The organism is Rhizobium sophorae (assembly GCF_013087515.1).
Taxonomy (GTDB): Bacteria; Pseudomonadota; Alphaproteobacteria; order Rhizobiales; family Rhizobiaceae; genus Rhizobium; species Rhizobium sophorae.
In genome coordinates this window covers 278,296-296,411 of the sequence record NZ_JABFCN010000045.1, presented here as the reverse complement: position 1 = coordinate 296,411, position 18,116 = coordinate 278,296, and the positions used below count along the sequence as shown (strand labels likewise).

The window sequence follows — 18,116 nt, the reverse complement described above, 5'->3', positions numbered from 1 at the left end:
GAAAAGGCATGACCAAGGCACCGATCGCGGGAAACCGCACCGGCCGCAAGCTCGGCCAGCGCGTCAAGAACAAGAAGATGAAGGCCTCCTCCCGCCAATGGCTGGAGCGCCACATCAACGATCCCTATGTGCAGCGCGCCCAGCTTGAGGGATATCGCGCTCGTGCCGCCTTCAAGCTGCTGGAGATCGATGAGAAACACCACATCCTGCGCGGCGCCAGGCGCATCATCGATCTCGGCGCTGCCCCCGGCAGTTGGTCGCAGATCGCCGCCAAGGTCACCGGCTCGACGGATGATGATATTCGTGTGGCTGCGATCGATTTCCTTGAAATGACCCAGCTGCCCGGTGTCAAGATCCTGCAGCTCGATTTCCTCGATGCCAGTGCGCCGGAAAAGCTGTTGGAGGCCGTCGGCGGCACACCCGATCTTGTCATCTCCGACATGGCTGCACCAACCACCGGCCACCATCGCACCGATCATCTGCGCACCATGCATCTCTGCGAAGTCGCGGCACATTTCGCCGTCGAAGTGCTCCAGGAAGGCGGGCACTTCCTCACCAAGACCTTCCAGGGGGGCACCGAGCGTGAGCTGCTCGCCATGCTGAAGCAGAACTTCCGCCAGGTCGTCCATGTCAAACCGAACTCGTCGCGCGCCGAATCGGTCGAGATGTTCCTGCTGGCCAAGGGCTTCAAAGGGCGCAAGGCCGAAGCTGAATAGCAAGCTTGATCTTCGGGCCACTCTTGTCCGATGATGGCGATCCTAGTTAGATCCGGATGATCTCAAGTCGATCCACGTCTTGTGGGACATAGGCATGCCCTAGCGTGCATTCGGTCGTGTCCATCAGGCAAGGCTAGCTGCTAACCGCGCTCGAACAACGGTGTCTCGCATGCTAGCCATGCCGATCAGAGATCAAATCAGCCTGCACGTCAGCCCTGTTTTTCTGCCGATCAACTCCTTGCGTCGCATCGTTCAACATTGTTTAAAAAGGGCTATGGCGACTCGGAATGCGTTGCCTGAATGCCGCATTGAATAAGGCCATGGATTTCGCCCTTATCGCGGCTTGACAGCCGACTTCGCGATCCTTAGCGAGTCAGCACCGATAGGGTCAGGCCGGTAGGATGAAATATTTCAAACAACTCATGATAGAAGCGCTTTATCCCGGGAATGGGGCTGTAAGCGCACTCGACCGAAACAACCGCATTGCCGTCTTCCTCTTTGCAATCCTTCCAGGGCTTTCCCCAAACTTTAACTCCTTCATCCTCCTCGCGTCGATGCTGTGGGGCGCCTACTCCCTGGCGACAGGTCGCCTTGCCTTGAACCTGTCGAGATCCGACCGGTTGGTTGCCGTCGGTATGTCGATATACCCGTTGGTGATGATCGCCAGCATCTTCATCAATCCGCCTTACTCCGAGGTATCGGACTGGATATTCCGGCTCCTGCCCTTCTTCTCGATCTGGCTGGTATTGCCGCGGATGCGCCAATCTCCCGATGGCCGTCTCGTGCCGCTCTTCATCCTCGGCGCAGGGATCGGCATGATCGTTACTTTTCTGCTCAGTCTCCTGCAGATCGCGTTTCTTATGGACCGGGCGGAGGGCGGGGCTACGAACGCTGCCCTGCTGGGGATCATAGGCATTCTCTTCGGCGGCATTGCGCTCCTCAACCTTCAATCTCCCAAAGGCGTGGAGCAAAGGATCGCGATTTTGGGATATGCCGCGGGTCTCGGCTGCGTTCTGCTGTCGGGAACGCGCTCGGCTTGGCTGGTCATTCCCGTCCATGTCGTCATCTTTCTCTGGTTTTTTCGCAAACGCGGCTTCCATCTGAGCTTGCGCAGCCTCGCCATTACCGGCTCCTTGCTGTTTGTGGGCCTTGTTGCCTTAGGTAGCGGCCCGGTTTTTCATCGCATTCAGGAGCTTCAGGAAAATCTGACATCGCTCGAACGCACCGACGGTGAGATCACCTCGCTTAGCGCGAGGTTCGCTTTGTACAAGGGTGCACTGTCGGCAATCAGTAAGGACCCGTTGACTGGTTACGGCCCGCAAAACCGGATGACTTCGGTTTTGGCAGAGTTGCCCGATAACATACGGCCGCAGCTGTCCTTCACACATGTCCACAACGGTTTTCTGACTGCGGGAATCGATGCCGGTGTTTTCGGCATCGCGGCGCTTTCGCTGATGCTGCTCATCCCGGTGATCGGCGCGTGGAGAAAAGAAGCCGGGCCGGGCCGCGATCTGGCGATTGCGCTCGCACTTCTGCTCTTCAGCAGCTACGTCATAACCGGCAGCTTTGGCATCATGTTTAACCAGAAGGCTCTGGATCCGATCTTCGCCTATATGGTCGCCCTGATCTGCACGGATCGAGGCAGCACACTCTTTGCGCCCGTTGTTTCGAGCTGATGGCCTTGCACATGGGTGGCAGGCCAAGGGCTTCAAAGGGCGTAAGGCCGAAGCCTGAACAGCAAGCTTGATCTTTGGGCCGATCATGTCGGATGATAGCCGGCTTGAGGATAGTGGGCTGCTGATCCAATGCTTCTCTACGTCACGCTCGGAACCAACGACCTCTATCGCGCAGGGCATTTTTATGATGCCGTGCTGTCTCCCCTCGGCTATCGCCGCCAGCGCTCTTCCGAAGAGGAAATAGGCTATTCCGCCGAGGGCGATACGCGATGCCGCTTTTGGGTGGTGACGCCGTTCAATCACCGCCGGGCGACCTCAGGCAATGGCGCCATGGTGGCACTTGCAGCCGAGACGCGAGCAGCTGTCGATGCCTTCCATGCAGCGGCAATCGCGGCAGGCGCCGTGGATGAGGGCGAGCCCGGCTTGCGCTCCTACCATGCCCATTTCTATGCCGCCTATGTGCGTGATCTCGACGGCAACAAGCTCTCCGCCGTCTGCGAAAGCCCGGAGTAGCGGCTGCCTATTTCACCGCGTGCTGTTCGGCTTCAACAGTTGCTGCCGTCATCGTCTTCAAGCGGTGGCCGGAAACGAGCGCACCGGCATTGCGGTCCATCCGGATGAAGGGAATGGACGCAATGACGGTCAGTCCGGCGATGATGTAGAAGGCGAGGTGGAAATCGGCCACTTGCAGCGCTTCGCCGCGGAAATAGATCGAGCTCTCCAGGATTGCGGCGGCGAGCGCGACGCCAAGCGCCAGGCTGATCTGCTGCATCACCGAGCTCATCGATGTCGCTTGGCTCGCTTCCGCATCATCGATGTCGGCGAAGGCAAGCGCATTGACGCCGGTGAACATGAAGGAGCGGGAGAAGCCGCCGAGCAGCAGGACGCCGATGATGACAAGATGCGGCGTTGACGGCGTGAACAGGCCGGTGACGACAGTCACGAGCGTCGTCACCATGGCGGCGCCGAGCAGCGTCGTGCGGAAGCCGGCGGCCGCGAAGACGCGCTTCGCCATGAACTTGGTGGTGATCGCCCCGATCGCGCCTGCAAAGGTGATGAGGCCGGATTGAAACGGCGTCAGCCCAAAGCCGAGCTGCAGCATCAGCGGCGTCAGGAAGGGCATGGCGCCGACGCAGATGCGAAACAGCGTGCCGCCCAAGGTGGAGGCCCGAAACGTCGGGGTCTTGAACAGGTTGAGGTTGAGGATCGGCGCCGGATGCCGCTTGGCATGGTGCACGTAGAGGACGCCGCAGATGAGGCCGATCAGAGTGGCGGTGACGCCGATGATCGGGGGCAGGGCCGGCAGGCTGACCACCGACAGGCCGAAGACGACACCCGCGGCCGAAAGCGAGGTCAGCACGAAACCGGTGAAATCGAGCTTCGGCGGTGCCGTCGCTTCCACTTCCGGCAGAAAAATCGTCGCAAGCCAGATGCCGATGATGCCGACCGGCACGTTGATCAGGAAGATCCAGTGCCAGCTGAAATAGGTGGTGATGAAGCCGCCGAGTGGCGGTCCGGTGAGCGGGCCGACAAGTGCGGGGATGGTGAGCAGCGCCATGGCCGAGACCAGATCGCTGCGCTTCGTCGTGCGCACCAGCACGAGGCGGCCGACCGGCGTCATCATCGCGCCGCCCATGCCCTGCAGGAAGCGGGCAAACACGAATTCGACGAGGTTGGACGAAATTGCACAGAAGATCGAGCCGATGACGAAGACCGAGATGGCAAGGCGAAAGATCTTCTTGGCGCCGAACCTGTCGGCCATCCAACCGCTGACCGGGATGAACACCGCCAGCGCTACCATGTAGGAGGTCAGCGCCAACTTCAGCGTGATCGGCCCGACATTGAGGTCCGCCGCGATCGCCGGCAGCGCGGTCGCAATGACGGTCGAATCCATCTGTTCCATAAAGAGGGCGACGGCAAGGATCAGCGGGACGATGCGATTCATAGGCGGGAGCCTTGATGGGCGCGGAATGGAGCGGGGAAGGCCGGTGCTGTTTAGTCCCAGCTGCGGGTTCTGCCAATCCCTTAATCCGGGCCACAATTCGGGTCGATGACACGTTTGCTTCACGTCTGCGTGAGACGGCTTGCCCGACAACCTCGCCTATCAACATTGACATATGTTTACCCAGCCGGGGCAAGAAATCCGGCCGGAAACGTCATTGGGGCCGAGCGGCGGCACACCGCACGCCATGGGAGAATGGATATATGACAATTTCGACGCGAATGAAGCGACGCACGCTTTTTGCCGCAGGCCTTGGCTTGGCTGCGGCGCCGGCAACTTTTAGAGATAAGGCCGAGGCGGCTGCGACGGTAGAAAACAGAAATATGGATGGAACGCCTTTGCCCGAAATCGATCAATTTAAGCTCGGTTCCTATAAGTTCACCGTCGTCCGCGACGGCATCAACATCTCAGAAAAGCCCTACGAAACCTTCGGCACCAATCAGGATCCCGAAACGGTCAAGGCGTTGCTCACCGCAAATTTCCTGCCGGCTGACAAGTTCCTGAACGGCTATACGCCGGCTCTCATCGATACCGGTTCCGATGTCATCCTCATCGATACCGGCTTCGGTGCGGCGGGCCGAGCACGCGGCGCCGGCCAGCTTGCCGAAGGCCTGAAGGCGGCGGGGTATTCGGCCGAGGATGTCACCATCGTGGCGCTGACCCATCTGCACGGCGATCATATCGGCGGCTTGATGGAAGACGGCGCGGCTGCCTTCAAGAATGCCCGCTATGTCGTCGGCCAGGCGGAATATGATTTCTGGTCGAACAAGGCCCGCGAGGGCACGCCGGCCGAAGGCGGCCACAAGGCGGTGCTCGCCAATGTCGCGCCGCTCGCCGAAAAGACCACGTTCATCAAGGATGGCGATAGCGTCGCGCCCGGCATGACGGCGATGCTGGCGGCCGGCCACTCACCGGGACATATGGTGTTCCACGTCGAATCCGAGGGCAAGCGCCTGGTGCTGGCCGGCGATACGGCCAACCACTATATCCTGTCGCTGCTTCGCCCGGATTGGGAAGTGCGATTCGACATGGACAAGGCGCAGGCGGCGGCCAGCCGCCGCAAGGTTTTCGAGATGATCGCGACCGATAAGATCGCCTTCCTCGGCTATCATATGCCGTTCCCAGCTGTCGGCTTCGCTGAGAAGCAGGATGGCGGCTATCGCTTCGTGCCGAAGACCTATCAATTCGACATCTGAGCGAGATGCATGGCTGCCATGACGAGCCCGGCGGCCATGCCGGGCTTTTTGCTATTTCCTTCCTGTCATAGACGTGTTACCAGCCCTCGCCAACTTCCAAGCAACCCATGCAGACCGCCGGGGCGGACGATTCGTTTCCGGGCAGGGTCGCATTTTTATTAAATGAAGGAATTTGGCCATGGCACGCATCATTGAAACGGCAACCGGCGCAGACGCGCTTACCTTCGACGACGTGCTGCTGCAGCCGGGACATTCCGAGGTCATGCCCGGCCAGACGAACATCTCCACCCGCATCGCCCGGGATTTCGAACTCAACATCCCGATCATCTCTTCAGCCATGGATACCGTCACCGAGAGCCGTCTGGCGATCGCCATGGCCCAGGCCGGCGGCCTCGGCGTCATTCATCGCAACCTGACGCCGATCGAGCAGGCCGAGCAGGTCAGGCAAGTGAAGAAGTTTGAAAGCGGCATGGTCGTCAATCCGGTGACGATCGGCCCCGATGCGACGCTTGCCGATGCGCTCGGGCTCATGAAATCCTACAGCATTTCCGGCATTCCTGTCGTCGAGAAGTCCGGCCGCCTCGTCGGCATCCTGACCAACCGCGACGTCCGCTTCGCTTCCGATCAGGAACAGAAGATCCATGAGCTGATGACCAAGGACAATCTGGTCACCGTCAAGGAAAACGTCGACCAGCAGGAGGCCAAGCGCCTGCTGCATTCGCATCGTATCGAGAAGCTGCTGGTGGTCGATACCGAGGGCCGCTGCGTCGGCCTCATCACCGTCAAGGATATCGAGAAGTCGCAGCTGAACCCGAACGCGTCCAAGGATGCGCAGGGCAGGCTTCGCGCCGCCGCTGCCATCAGCGTCGGCGATGACGGCTTCGAGCGCGCCGAACGGCTGATCGAGGCCGGCGTCGACCTTCTGGTCGTCGATACCGCCCACGGTCATTCGCAGCGCGTCCTCGATGCCGTCACCCGCGTCAAGAAGCTTTCCAACTCGGTGCGCATCATGGCCGGCAACGTCGCCACCTATGACGGCACCAGGGCGTTGATCGATGCTGGCGCGGATGCCGTCAAGGTCGGTATCGGTCCGGGTTCAATCTGCACGACGCGCATCGTCGCCGGCGTCGGCGTTCCCCAGCTCGCCGCGATCATGTCGGCGGTGCAGGCCGCGAATGATCAGGACGTGCCCGTCATAGCCGATGGCGGCATCAAGTTCTCCGGTGATCTTGCCAAGGCGATCGCCGCCGGCGCTTCCGCCGTCATGATCGGCTCGCTGCTTGCCGGTACCGATGAAAGCCCCGGCGAGGTCTATCTCTACCAGGGCCGTTCCTTCAAGGCCTATCGCGGCATGGGCTCCGTCGGCGCCATGGCCCGCGGCTCGGCCGACCGTTACTTCCAGGCCGAGGTGCGAGACACGCTGAAGCTCGTGCCCGAGGGCATCGAAGGTCAGGTGCCGTACAAGGGGCCGGTTTCGGGCGTCATCCACCAGCTCGCCGGCGGTCTCAAGGCGGCCATGGGTTATGTCGGCGGCAAGGATCTGAAGGATTTCCAGGAGCGGGCCACTTTCGTGCGCATCTCCGGTGCCGGTCTTCGCGAAAGCCACGCCCATGACGTGACGATCACCCGCGAGAGCCCGAACTATCCAGGCGCCGGCCTCTGATCATGAAGGCAGGCAGCGGGATTCCTCTTTGGGTCGTCGCGCTGCTCGCAGCCCTCTGCCTCGCCGTGCTCGCCTGGACGACATTCGGCTTCGTCGTTCCCTTCAAGCACGAAACCGGCCAGGCAGTGCTCGATACCTATTTCGCCGGTTACGACGAGTCGGCGGTATTCCACATGCAGAAGCTGCTCGATGAGAACGAGACGGCGACCAGGCTGCTGTGCGCCATGTATTTCGGGCCGGAGCTGATCTTTCCGGCCTTGCTGACGGCGCTGCTGTTCCTCGCCTTTCTCAAGCTCGGTCCCGTCGGTGCGTGGTTCGGCCAATCGGTGCATCCGGTCATTGGCAAAGCGATCTACCTGCTGCCGTTCATCTACGGCATAGCCGATTACGGCGAGAACATCTCGAGCCTGGTCGCCTTCGGCGACGGTGCGCCCTCAACGCTTGCGACGCAGCTGCTGCCGTGGATGACACGGCTGAAATTCGCAAGCCTCGCCATCTGCTTCATCCTCATCGCCCGGCTTGCCATCGCCCGCTGGCTCTCTTCGCGTGAACCTTGAAGCGGCTGTCATCCCCTCCACCGCCAGGCCGGATTTGAAAGTCTTGTCACCATGAAATCGGAAAGGACCTCGACCTTCGCAGGTCGGCTCCGAGCAGAAGGGGTGACGAAATATAGTGCGCCGGCAGGCAGCGTCCAGCCGGAAAGGATTGGCTTCAGCCGGCCGTCAATGAGATAGTCATGCGCGAGAAATTCCGGTAGTTCGATGATCCCGAGGCCGCGTAGCGCCATCGGTACCAAGGCTTGCGAATTGGTGGCCCTGAGCGCACCACTTGGCACTATGACCTCCTCCTTACCTTCACTGTTACGCAAGCGCCAGACGTCTTGGCGCGGTCTGTAGGCGTATCCGAGGCAATGGTGAGCAGCCAGGTCGCGAGGGTGTTCAGGCGCGCCATGTCGATCGATGTAGGCGGATGCAGCGAGAATGAAGCGATCCACCGGCGTGAGCCTGCGCGCGACCAATGATGAATCCGGCAATACCGCAATTCGGAGCGCCGCATCAAAGCCGTCTCCCACGATATCGACGACGGCATCGCTCATATGCAGGTCGATGGAAATGTCCGGATAGAGCTCGAAAAAATCGGGCAGGATCGGCGCCAGCCAGCGTGTGCCGAAGGCCATCGGCACGGCTAGCCTGATGAGGCCTCTCGGCCGGGTAGCAAGCTCCCGGGCTGTGTCTTCTGCTGCCTCGGCCTCAGCATAGATCCGTGCGGCGCTGTCGATCAGTCGCAGGCCAAAATCCGTCAACGCGAGCTGCCGCGAAGTACGGTTGAAAAGCCTTGCGCCCAGCCTGTGCTCAAGCCGGCTGACGGCACGCGAAACGGTCGGCACGGACACCCCAAGCGTTTGAGCAGCCCGCGCGAAAGAACGTTCCTCGGCGACTTTTGCAAACATCGCCAGGCCTTCGAAATCCGGAAATTTAGTCATATCATTCCTGAAACGATAGCTTTCAATTCTTTCTATTTCGAAACGGTGCCGCCGTCCATATCTCAGCTCCAGTCGAACAAAGGAGACGAGAATGACACAAAGACTGGATGCAAAGATTGCGGTCATTACCGGCGCCACTTCAGGCATTGGTCTTGCAACAGCCAAGCGCTTCGTGGCTGAGGGCGCTCGGGTTTTCATTACCGGCCGTCGCAAGGCTGTTCTCGATGCAGCCATCGCTGAGATCGGCGGAGGGGTTGTCGGCATTCAGGCTGATTCGGCCAATCTTGCCGACCTCGATCAACTCTATGAACGGGTAAAGGCAGAGGCCGGGCGAATTGACGTGCTCTTCGTCAACGCGGGTGGAGGGTCCATGCTGCCCCTCGGCGAAATTACCGAAGAGCAGTATGACGATACTTTCGATCGGAACGTGAAGGGGGTTCTCTTTACGGTGCAGAAGGCCCTGCCACTGCTTGCCCGAGGATCATCGATCATATTGACGGGATCGACAGCAGGCTCGACCGGCACGCCCGCCTTCAGTGTGTATGCCGCATCGAAAGCTGCTTTGCGCAGCTTTGCGCGCAACTGGATCCTTGACTTGAAGGATCGCGGCATTCGGATCAATACGCTCAGTCCCGGCCCGACGGAAACGACTGGACTGGTCGAATTGGCAGGTAAGGACCGAGCTCAACAGCAGGGCCTGCTTGATTATCTTGCGGCCCAGGTGCCAATGGGCAGGGTCGGCCGTGCCGAGGAAGTTGCCGCAGCCGCACTCTTCCTTGCCTCGGATGATTCCAGCTTCGTCACCGGTGCCGAACTCTTCGTCGATGGCGGCAGCGCCCAGGTCTGATGAAACCGGGCGGCCCGCTATTCTGAGGGCGGGCTGCCGACGCTGGTATCCTTTTCTCCTTTCGGCTACTGCTCCCAACGAATGCGAAAGCGGAAAGGAAACAGCCATATGACCGGCTATCAAATCTTCTGGCCACTCTTCGCCCATGTGGCCCTGGTTTACGGTCTTTATGCGCTTCTTGGGCTTCGGCGCGCGAAAATGGTCCGCGCCGGAAAGATCAACAAATCGGAATATCGGGAAAACCGCGGCGAACCGGCCGAGAGCCTTGCCGTCAAGAACTGCCTCGCCAACCAGTTCGAACTGCCTGTGCTCTTCCATGTCTGCTGCATTCTTCTTTATATCACGGACGCCGACAATATCGTCACACTCGGGCTTGCCTGGATCTTCGTCGCCCTGCGTTATGCTCACGCCGCTGTCCACGTCAGCAGCAACGAATTGCGCTATCGCAGCCCGCTTTTTGCGGCAGGCTATGTCGTACTCGCTGCCATGTGGATCTGGCTCGCCGTTTGGATGGCAATGGGCTGAACCTGCATCGATCGCAGCCAATCGGACGGCGTGCTCTATATCCCCGACAACGCGATGACTGTCTCTTCTCTGCGGGAGCGTGGCACAACCTGTCGAGGTCTTTTCGATGCTCCATCAATTGCCGCGATATGTTGTGAGGCCTTGATTTCACAGGCTTTTGACGACCGTTAAAATCCGAATGTTTCCATTTACGGCAGGTGAAGGCTTGCATGTCATACCCGCCCGACGCGGTGGTTCGGCACATGCCTTCCGCCGTGAACAATAAGAATGGGAACGACATGGGCGCGGAAAGCATGGATCGGATCGGCTTGCGCAGGAAGCCGAAGCAGGAGCGCAGCATCCAGAGGCTGGACCTCATTCTCGCCGCCGCCGCCAAGATCATCGCTGAAAAGGGCGTCAGCGCCATGCGGATGACGGAACTCGCAATCGCCGCCAAGGTGCCGATCGGTTCGGTCTACCAGTATTTCCCGGAGAAGGCGGCGATCGTCAAAGCCCTGTTCGACCAGCATGCTTCGACGATCCAGGCGAAGACGGCGGCGATGTTGGCCGATGTCAGGTCGCTCGACCAGGCGCTGGACCGCGTCTGCGCCATTATCGACTGGTATTACGATTCCTACCACGACGATCCCGTCTATCTCGGCGTCTGGATGGGAACGGAAACCGATCAGGATCTGCTGCGGCTGAATATCGAGCATAGCGGCCGCGTCGCCGGCATCTTCCATGACGCCGTGCGTCAGCTGGCTCCCGACCTTTGCGACGAAGAAATGTATGCGCGCACTTACCTGTTCAGCCACCTGATCGGCGCCGTAATCCGGCTTGCCGCCGTCAGCGAGGAGGCCTTGGCGCGGCGTATGCTCGATGAGTGGAAGCGCGTCATCCGCGCCTCCCTTTTCGCCACCACGGTGCCGCGCGCCGCTTGAGCTCTTACCAGCTTGGTACCATATTGGCGGCCTTCAGCCGCGGATAAAGGCGCGCCTGGGCGGATTTGACGTCCGCCTCGAGGCTGTCGTCGACGACAGCGGGCGTGATATTGTCGAGGCAGGCGGTGATATGCGCCGTGATCGCATTCATCAGCGAGAGCGAAACGCCCGGACGCTTCATGATGCCGATCTGCACCGGCGGCAGCGTCGGAAAGCCGTCCGCCTGGCTCAGCACTTTCATGCCTGTGCGCAGCGCCGATTCCGGCATCACCGAAACCGCCATGCCGGCAAGCACGGCGGCGGCAACGACGGTGCAGGACCAGCTGGTGAACAGGATTTGGTGCTCGCGTCCCACAGCATCGAGCGCCGAGCAGGCGAGCTGGCGCCACTGGCAGTCGCGCCGGCCGACGGCAAGCGGTACCGGTGCGTCGTCGCGGATCGGATGGTTGGCCGAGCCCACCCAGCAGAGCGGCTCGGTTCTCACCACATCGGACATGCGCTCGCGCGGATTATGGGTGACGAGCGCGATGTCGAGCTCGCCCTTATGCATGCGCTCGGCAAGATCCACCGAGGGCTCGCAGACGATATAGAGCTCGACATTCGGATGCGTCTTGGCGAAGCGGCCGATGATTTCCGGCATGTAGCGGTCGGCATAATCGTCCGGCGTGCCGATCCGCAGCGTCCCTTCCAGCCTGTTGTCGTCGAAGGCCGCGATCGCCTCATTGTTCAGGCGGATGATGCGCCGGGCATAGTTGAGCAGCTTTTCGCCCTCGACCGTCAGCCGGTTGCCGCGCCCATCCTTGATGAACAGCTGCTTGCCGATGCGCTCCTCGAGGCGGCGCATCTGCATGGAGACGGCCGATTGGGTCTTGTAGACCCTGTCAGCGGCCTTGGTGAAGCTGCCGGAATCGACGATGGCGATGAAAGTCTGCAATTGGTCGAGATCAAGAGGCGCGGACATGTTGTCACCCATAAAGATAGCTGATGATAATCATTAGAAACATTCGTTGGACTGATCAATAGGTCTTTGGCATCTTCGGGATGCAAATCAAGCAAAGTGAAGGACAGACGCCCTGCCTGTCCGAGCCAATTCAGCCTTCTCCTTCCCGTGCGACCTCGCGGGAGGGGTGGGTTGTTGTGCGCCTAAAAAGAAAATCGAAAGAAAGGAGAGTCCCATGCGGATGACAGACAGAACAATAGAACTCGACTGCGGCAAGCTCACCCCGACGTTTCCCCAGCGTCTGGCAGCAGGCCTCGCACCGTTGACCTCCCTCTTTCGCGGGTTCCGCAATCGCATGGAGATCAACGCGCTGCGCGATCTGAACGACACGCAGCTGAGGGATATCGGCCTTACCCGGGCCGACCTGACCTCCGCGTTCCTGGCGTCGACCTTCTTCGAGGACCCGTCGGAACATCTGACGCGCTCAGCACGCAATCGCTGGCGCCTGTCGTTGTTCCGCTCCCACGAGGAGTAGGAGCGTCGAGTTTCCCCGCAGGGTGATAGCCAATAGCCCTGCCGCTTGACCCGGTGATCGGCTTTCCCAAGCCATCTCCGGGTTTTTTTGTGCGCTAAAGCATGTCGCGCAAAAGTGTGCCGCGGTTTTGCGATAACGACATGCGCAAAAAATCTAAAGCATGTCGCGCAAAAGTGTGCCGCGGTTTTGCGATGCGACATGCGAGAAACCAAGGACCTAAATCGTGGCAAGCGAATCTGAAAGATCGCGACGCGCGTTAGAGCGCTATTTGCTCGTTTCCGAGGAGGGCTTCGGCCGATAGGTTTCGAAGATCGCTTCCAGGTTCCGCTGGTAGTTCTTCTGCACTTCCAGTCCGCTGTCGAACATGGCGTTCAGCATTTCGGTATAGCTGTCGGCATTGACCTTAGCCTCCTCCTTGAGCGCCTCCGGCGTCTTGGTCTTGGTCGGGGCCCCCGGCTGCTGGCCGAGCCCGCCCATCATCTCCTGGAAGGCCTTGGCGAAGGGATTGTCGAGGAAGGGGTTCGGCTGAGGCGTCGCTTCAGGCTTCGATTCCGAAAACATCAGCTGCATCGCCTGCGTGAAGGGATTGTCGAAGATGCTGGGGTCCGGGGCAGTCTTTGGCTTCGGTGCAAAGCCGGTGCTTTCCAGCCACTTCTGGATAGTCTCGCCCATCGCCGTGTTGACAAAGGGGTTGACCGGCGAGGCCATCTGGCCGGTCGTCTGCTTGAAGAGCCCGCCCATCAGTGTATCGGCCAGCACCGGCAGCATCCGCTTGTAAATGTCCTGGCCGATCCCGGTCATCTGCGCCGCCTGGGCGGCAACCGCGCGCGAAACCTCCTTCGAGCCGAAGAGCTGGGCGAGGATGTTGTTGCCGTCGGAAATGCCTTCCGGCGTGAAGGCCCGGCTCATATCCTCGAAATATCGCCCATAGTTGCCGGAGGAGACCGCCTGCATCAGCCCGACGAAATCGTAAGGGTTGCTGGTGCTGCGCTTGAGCCCGGCGGAAAAGGCTGGCATCAGCGCCGCCATCGCCTTCGTCGCCTGTTCCTGCGCAAGGTTGAACTGCCGGGCGATCGCCTCCATCGCTGCGCCGTTCTGCGCCTGCATCATCATGTCGAAGAGTGGCAGCATGGAAGTCCCTTTCCCCGAGTCGTGACGCGTGTCACGTCACTATAACCTGAAATGCTAATGCGCAAACGGCTTTTTGCCATAAGAACTTAGGGAGGAATTTTTTGCTGGAGCATGCGGTCGAGCCTCAGCGGCAGATCAGTGGAACACCGCCGCCGGCCCTCTCGCTTCGGGACATCATCGGTTCGGGATGGGAGGCGCGTGTCGGGCAGTGTTTATGTTCTGCTCGGCAAGGCGGGATGTTTTCAGATGCTGCCGGAAAAATGTCTTGAAGTCGCGAAAGCTCGCAAATCCGAGAGCGGTGGCAACGCGAACGACGGTGGAGGGGGAGACGGAGCACTTGAGCGCGACAGAAGCGACGGTCCCGAACGCGATCAGTTCCGGATTTGTGAGCGCCATGCGGGCAGCGCGTTCCTGCTGTTCGGGCAGCGTCAGGCCTGTCTTGACGATCATGGCCTTGAGTTCGGTCAGATCGTTCGGCCGCTTGAGATTTTCCTCAGAATTCATGACCGTGGTTCCTTCGAGATACGGTGCGCCGGCTCCGGGCCTACCGCGGTTGGCCTTCAGTTCAGCGGGATTGCCTGCTTTTTCGAAACCGATGCGATGCAGGCAAGCGCGATTGCGAGGGCATTGCGAGCATCCGTACCCGTCGGCCCTTTGGTTAGTTCACGGTTACGAACGGAGCGGACGAAAGAGGCGAGCTGGGCCGTGTAGCCGTGAACGAAGTGCTCGGTGTCGCGGCGCCATGTGTCGTTCGAGACGCCATTGCCGTCGAAGAGCGTCATGCTGGAGCGGCGCACGTCGCCCATCGTGACCATCCCGCCGGAGCCGAAGACTTCGCCGCGAATGTCGTAGCCGTAGAGGGCGGAGAAGTTTGCCTCGGCGACCGCGATCGAGCCATTGTCGAACCGGATGGTCACTACAGCCGTATCGAGGAAGCCTTTCTCCCGGGCATCCGGCCGGATGAGGGCGTCGGCCATTGCATGGACCTCGACGGGCTTTGCTCCGGGATTGAGCCAAAGCAGCGTGTCAAAGTCGTGAATGAGGGTTTCGTAGAAAATCGTCCAGAGCGGAATGCGATCGGGATCGGCGCCGAACGGGCCGGGATCGCGCGTCAGCGAGCGGATCAGCTGCGGCGCGCCGATCTTTCCCTCGTCGATCGCGGCACGGCCTTCGGCAAAGGCCTGATCCCAACGCCGGTTGAAACCGACCTGAAGGGGAACGTTGGCCGCGCGTGCCGCTGCAATAGCGCGATCGGCATCCTCCAGTGTCAGCGCCATCGGCTTTTCGCAGAAGATCGCCTTGCCGGCTTCGGCGGCCTGGACGAGGATATTGGTGTGGAAGCGGGCAGGTGTGGCGATGATCACGGCATCGAGCCCGGGGTGGGAAAGAAGCTCCGCGACGCCGGTATAAGCGGTCTCGACGTCGAGCGTCTCGCCGAGCCTGGCGGCAGCGCCCGGTGCGGGATCGGCGATGGCGACGAGATTGGCGTTGACGAGGCGGCGGGACACGGTCTCCCCATGAAAGGAACCGATGCGGCCGGCGCCGATGAGGCCGAGATTGACGGGTTTGTTGGCTGGCATGGCAGCAATCCTGTGCGTATCGAGATGGATCAGAGGGTGAAGGCGGTGCGGAAGGCTTCAAGCGCGGCTTCGGGATCGCCGGCCGACCAGGCTTCCATGCCGACCGGGCCGGAATAGCCCATGGCGTTCAGCGCGCGGGCGATGCCGCGCCAGTTGATTTCGCCGGTCCCCGGCTCGCAGCGGCCCGGCACGTCGGCCACCTGGATTTCGCCGATCCAGGGCAGGCATTTGCGGCAAAGCTCGATCAGGTTCCCTTCGCCGATCTGGGCATGGTAGAGGTCGAGATTGAGGCGAAGCCGGGGGTGATCGACGCTCGAGACCAGCGCCAGCGTGTCTTCCGCGCGTCCGAAGGGCACGCCCGGATGATCGACCGGTAGATTGAGGTTTTCGAGCGTGAAGGTGACGTTTTCCTCTTCGGCCATGTCGACGATCCGGAGGAGCGTGTCGCGCGCTTTCAGCCACATCGCGCCGGTGACCACTTCGACCGGCTGGACGGGTAGGCCCCCATCTCCGAGGCCGGTGCCGTGCAGGTTCAGCCGCTGCACACCGAGCCGCTTGCCGATCTCAGCGGTTTGGCGCGCCGTCCTTAAAAGTTCGGCGGCGCCCTCGTCGTCGGTCAGGCGGCCGGTGAGATAGCCGTTCATGATCGTGAAGGTCGCGCCTGTTGCCTCCAGTTTGGCGAGGTCGTGCTCCGGCCAGTTCCAGAGACCGACGCCGAAGCCCATTTCCTTCAGGCGCGCGGCGCGCCATTCGATCGGCTTGTCGCGCCAGAGCATTTCGGCGCAGGCGGCAAGCGGGAAGGAGGAAGTCTTGGCAGCACTCATGGCAGGGTTTCCATATCAAGGGTCTGAGGTGGTGAGAGCGGCGCGAGCGCCGCATCGTAGTTCGGGGTGAAGGTCGGTCAGATCGTTCCGCCGAGTTCTTCCGACAGGGTCTGCAGCTCCTTGCCGCCGGCCATCAGGTTTTGAAGGTCCTCGATGCCGATCTCGCTCTTCGAATAGGTGCCGAGCGTGCGGCCGCGGTTGAGCGCGGTGAAGCGGTTGCCGACAGCATAGGCGTGGCGAACATTGTGGGTGATGAAGATCACGCCGAGGCCCTTGCCGCGGACCTGGTTGATGTATTTCAGTACCATCGATGTTTGCGCCACGCCGAGTGCCGATGTCGGTTCGTCGAGGATCAACACCTTGGCGCCGAAATAGACCGCGCGCGCGATCGCCACGCATTGGCGCTCTCCGCCGGAAAGCGTGCCGACGGCCTGCTCGGGATCGCGCACATCGATGCCGATCCTGTGCATCTCGTCGCGCGTCACGTTGTTTGCGTGTTCCATGTCCATGCGCTTGAAGGGGCCGAAGCCTTTGAGCGGTTCGCGTCCCATGAAAAAGTTCCGGGTCACCGACATCAGCGGGATCATCGCGAGATCCTGATACACGGTGGCGATACCGGCATCGAGCGCGTCGCGCGGACCGGCAAAGGCGCGCGGCTGCCCTTCGACCAGGAATTCTCCCGATGTCGGCTTGAAGACGCCGGCGAGCGTATTGATCAGCGTCGACTTGCCGGCGCCGTTATCGCCGAGAAGGCAGAGCACTTCGTTGGCATTGACGGTGAGCGACACGCCGTTCAGCGCAATGATGGAGCCGAAGTGTTTAACGAGGTTCTTCACCTCGACGAGGGGCGTCTGAGACATGCTCATCAGCGTTCTCCCGTGACGCGTTTGCGAATGACATTGTTGAAGATCACCGCGATCAGCAGCATGCCGCCGAGGAAGACGAGGTACCAATCCTGGTCGATCGAGGTGTAGGTCAGGCCGATCAGCACCATGCCGAAGACGATCGAACCGAAGAATGCGCCGATGGCCGAGCCATAGCCGCCTGTCAGCAGGCATCCGCCGATGACGGCGGCGATGATGGCCTCGAACTCCTTCTGGAAGCCACGGCGCGCATCCGTCGAGCCTGCGTCGAGCACGGTCAGGATGGCGACCAGCGTGGCGCAAAGGGCGGTGATCACGAAAAGCGTGGTCTTGACGCGGGCAACCGGAACGCCCGATTTTCTGGCGGCGCGCGGATCGCCGCCGGCTGCGAAGATCCAGTTTCCGAAGCGGGTTCTGAGCAGGACCCAGGTGGCAAGAAAGGCGATGCCGAAGAACCACAGGATCTCGACCGGAATTCCCGGCACTTTCGGCGTGCCGTTCGGGAAGGTCTCGATGATCCCGTGCCCGGCGAGCCATGAGAACAGGCCGATAAAGGCGTCGCCCGAGAAGAATGGCGCGAGCGGACTGCCGGCTGCGGCTTCCTTCATGCCGCGCAGCTGGGTGGCGCCGCCGCTTGCCCATTTCAGGCCGACGAGCGTCAGGCCGCGCAGGATGAACAGGAAGGCGAGCGTGACGATGAAGGATGGAAGTCCGGTCCGCATGGTGATCTGGGCGTTGGTCACGCCGATCACGGCGGCGAAGGCCAGCGCAACGAGGATCGCCACGCTGAGCGGCAGGTGCAGAACGACGAGGGCGGAGCCGAAGACCAATCCGGCAAAGGCCACCATCGAGCCGATCGACAGATCGAATTCGCCGCCGATCATCAACAATGCCGCGCCGATCGCCAGAATGCCGAGCTGCGCGGCCGGCGCCATGAAATTGATCACGCCGGCCAGCGTGAACATGGCGGGATTGGCGGTGAAGAAAAAGAAGATGGTGACGAGCACCAGACCGGCGACGGCGCCGAGTTCCGGCCGCCGCAGCAGCGCGGTCAAACCCGAAACCTTTTTCAGCCGCTCATCGGATCGGGTGGCAGCCCCATTCTGTTCATTGGCGAGCGTCATGGTTCATTCCTCAAGGATTGGTCGTTGCCGTGCGTCCGCCTTCACGCGTGGAGGCGCGGCGTTGGAGGCAGCCTCCGCCCAGGCGGAAGCT

General features: G+C 61.0%; 19 protein-coding genes. 10 read left to right on the top strand and 9 right to left on the bottom strand.

Annotation, left to right across the window (positions count from 1 at the left end; genetic code table 11):
- Positions 1–8: 8 nt before the first annotated feature.
- From G9X64_RS24250 to G9X64_RS24240, 3 genes are all read left to right on the top strand, one after another.
- On the top strand, positions 9–716 hold the full coding sequence (locus tag G9X64_RS24250) for an RlmE family RNA methyltransferase (protein WP_171377504.1): 708 nt from the start codon (positions 9–11) through the stop codon (positions 714–716).
- Positions 717–1,117: 401 nt separating this feature from the next.
- The gene (locus G9X64_RS24245; protein WP_171377503.1) at positions 1,118–2,392 is read left to right on the top strand and encodes an O-antigen ligase family protein; all 1,275 of its coding nucleotides are present in this window, start codon (positions 1,118–1,120) and stop codon (positions 2,390–2,392) included.
- 129 nt (positions 2,393–2,521) lie between these two features.
- The gene (locus G9X64_RS24240) at positions 2,522–2,905 is read left to right on the top strand and encodes a VOC family protein (protein WP_171377502.1); all 384 of its coding nucleotides are present in this window, start codon (positions 2,522–2,524) and stop codon (positions 2,903–2,905) included.
- Positions 2,906–2,912: 7 nt separating this feature from the next.
- On the opposite strand, the gene G9X64_RS24235 is transcribed toward G9X64_RS24240, so the two are convergent.
- Entirely contained in the window at positions 2,913–4,337 is a 1,425-nt protein-coding gene (locus G9X64_RS24235) for a DHA2 family efflux MFS transporter permease subunit (protein WP_171377501.1), read from the bottom strand.
- Positions 4,338–4,597: 260 nt separating this feature from the next.
- On the opposite strand from G9X64_RS24235, the gene G9X64_RS24230 reads away from it, so the two are divergent.
- From G9X64_RS24230 to G9X64_RS24220, 3 genes are all read left to right on the top strand, one after another.
- Positions 4,598–5,590, top strand: coding sequence for an MBL fold metallo-hydrolase (locus G9X64_RS24230; RefSeq protein WP_171377500.1), 993 nt, complete (start codon positions 4,598–4,600; stop codon positions 5,588–5,590).
- Between the two features lie 178 nt (positions 5,591–5,768).
- Positions 5,769–7,253: an IMP dehydrogenase gene (gene guaB / locus G9X64_RS24225; RefSeq protein ID WP_128440017.1), complete on the top strand. Its 1,485-nt coding sequence runs from the start codon at positions 5,769–5,771 to the stop codon at positions 7,251–7,253.
- A 2-nt stretch (positions 7,254–7,255) separates the two neighbouring features.
- Positions 7,256–7,810: a hypothetical protein gene (locus G9X64_RS24220; RefSeq protein ID WP_171377499.1), complete on the top strand. Its 555-nt coding sequence runs from the start codon at positions 7,256–7,258 to the stop codon at positions 7,808–7,810.
- Positions 7,811–7,818: 8 nt separating this feature from the next.
- Here the strand turns inward: G9X64_RS24220 and G9X64_RS24215 are convergent, their stop codons facing one another.
- Positions 7,819–8,736: a LysR family transcriptional regulator gene (locus G9X64_RS24215; protein WP_168317486.1), complete on the bottom strand. Its 918-nt coding sequence runs from the start codon at positions 8,734–8,736 to the stop codon at positions 7,819–7,821.
- A 91-nt stretch (positions 8,737–8,827) separates the two neighbouring features.
- Between G9X64_RS24215 and G9X64_RS24210 the strand changes: the two genes are divergently transcribed.
- The 3 genes from G9X64_RS24210 (at position 8,828) to G9X64_RS24200 (ending at position 11,028) form a co-directional block, all read left to right on the top strand.
- Positions 8,828–9,583 (top strand): SDR family oxidoreductase, encoded by a 756-nt coding sequence (locus tag G9X64_RS24210; RefSeq protein WP_171377498.1) that lies wholly within the window; start codon positions 8,828–8,830, stop codon positions 9,581–9,583.
- Between the two features lie 108 nt (positions 9,584–9,691).
- Positions 9,692–10,108, top strand: a complete 417-nt coding sequence (locus tag G9X64_RS24205) for an MAPEG family protein (RefSeq protein WP_168311473.1) — start codon at positions 9,692–9,694, stop codon at positions 10,106–10,108.
- Between the two features lie 278 nt (positions 10,109–10,386).
- Positions 10,387–11,028, top strand: coding sequence for a TetR family transcriptional regulator (locus G9X64_RS24200; RefSeq protein WP_168317448.1), 642 nt, complete (start codon positions 10,387–10,389; stop codon positions 11,026–11,028).
- A gap of 4 nt (positions 11,029–11,032) precedes the next feature.
- On the opposite strand, the gene G9X64_RS24195 is transcribed toward G9X64_RS24200, so the two are convergent.
- Positions 11,033–11,989 carry a LysR substrate-binding domain-containing protein gene (locus G9X64_RS24195; protein WP_129418030.1) on the bottom strand — a complete coding sequence of 319 codons (957 nt, stop codon included), beginning with the start codon at positions 11,987–11,989 and terminating at the stop codon, positions 11,033–11,035.
- Positions 11,990–12,203: 214 nt separating this feature from the next.
- On the opposite strand from G9X64_RS24195, the gene G9X64_RS24190 reads away from it, so the two are divergent.
- Positions 12,204–12,503, top strand: a complete 300-nt coding sequence (locus tag G9X64_RS24190) for a DUF1127 domain-containing protein (RefSeq protein WP_171377496.1) — start codon at positions 12,204–12,206, stop codon at positions 12,501–12,503.
- Positions 12,504–12,767: 264 nt separating this feature from the next.
- Here G9X64_RS24190 and G9X64_RS24185 read toward each other — a convergent pair whose 3' ends face one another.
- The 6 genes from G9X64_RS24185 to G9X64_RS24160 form a co-directional block, all read right to left on the bottom strand.
- On the bottom strand, positions 12,768–13,634 hold the full coding sequence (locus G9X64_RS24185) for a DUF937 domain-containing protein (RefSeq protein WP_171377495.1): 867 nt from the start codon (positions 13,632–13,634) through the stop codon (positions 12,768–12,770).
- A gap of 174 nt (positions 13,635–13,808) precedes the next feature.
- Positions 13,809–14,138, bottom strand: coding sequence for a MurR/RpiR family transcriptional regulator (locus G9X64_RS24180; RefSeq protein WP_171377494.1), 330 nt, complete (start codon positions 14,136–14,138; stop codon positions 13,809–13,811).
- Between the two features lie 56 nt (positions 14,139–14,194).
- The gene (locus G9X64_RS24175) at positions 14,195–15,214 is read right to left on the bottom strand and encodes a Gfo/Idh/MocA family oxidoreductase (RefSeq protein ID WP_097621000.1); all 1,020 of its coding nucleotides are present in this window, start codon (positions 15,212–15,214) and stop codon (positions 14,195–14,197) included.
- Between the two features lie 29 nt (positions 15,215–15,243).
- Positions 15,244–16,038, bottom strand: coding sequence for a TIM barrel protein (locus G9X64_RS24170; RefSeq protein ID WP_171377493.1), 795 nt, complete (start codon positions 16,036–16,038; stop codon positions 15,244–15,246).
- 77 nt (positions 16,039–16,115) lie between these two features.
- Positions 16,116–16,904, bottom strand: a complete 789-nt coding sequence (locus G9X64_RS24165) for an ATP-binding cassette domain-containing protein (protein ID WP_029872562.1) — start codon at positions 16,902–16,904, stop codon at positions 16,116–16,118.
- Positions 16,904–18,025, bottom strand: a complete 1,122-nt coding sequence (locus tag G9X64_RS24160) for an ABC transporter permease (protein ID WP_168311468.1) — start codon at positions 18,023–18,025, stop codon at positions 16,904–16,906. The genes G9X64_RS24165 and G9X64_RS24160 overlap by 1 nt, the downstream gene beginning before the upstream one ends.
- Between the last annotated feature and the right edge of the window lie 91 nt (positions 18,026–18,116).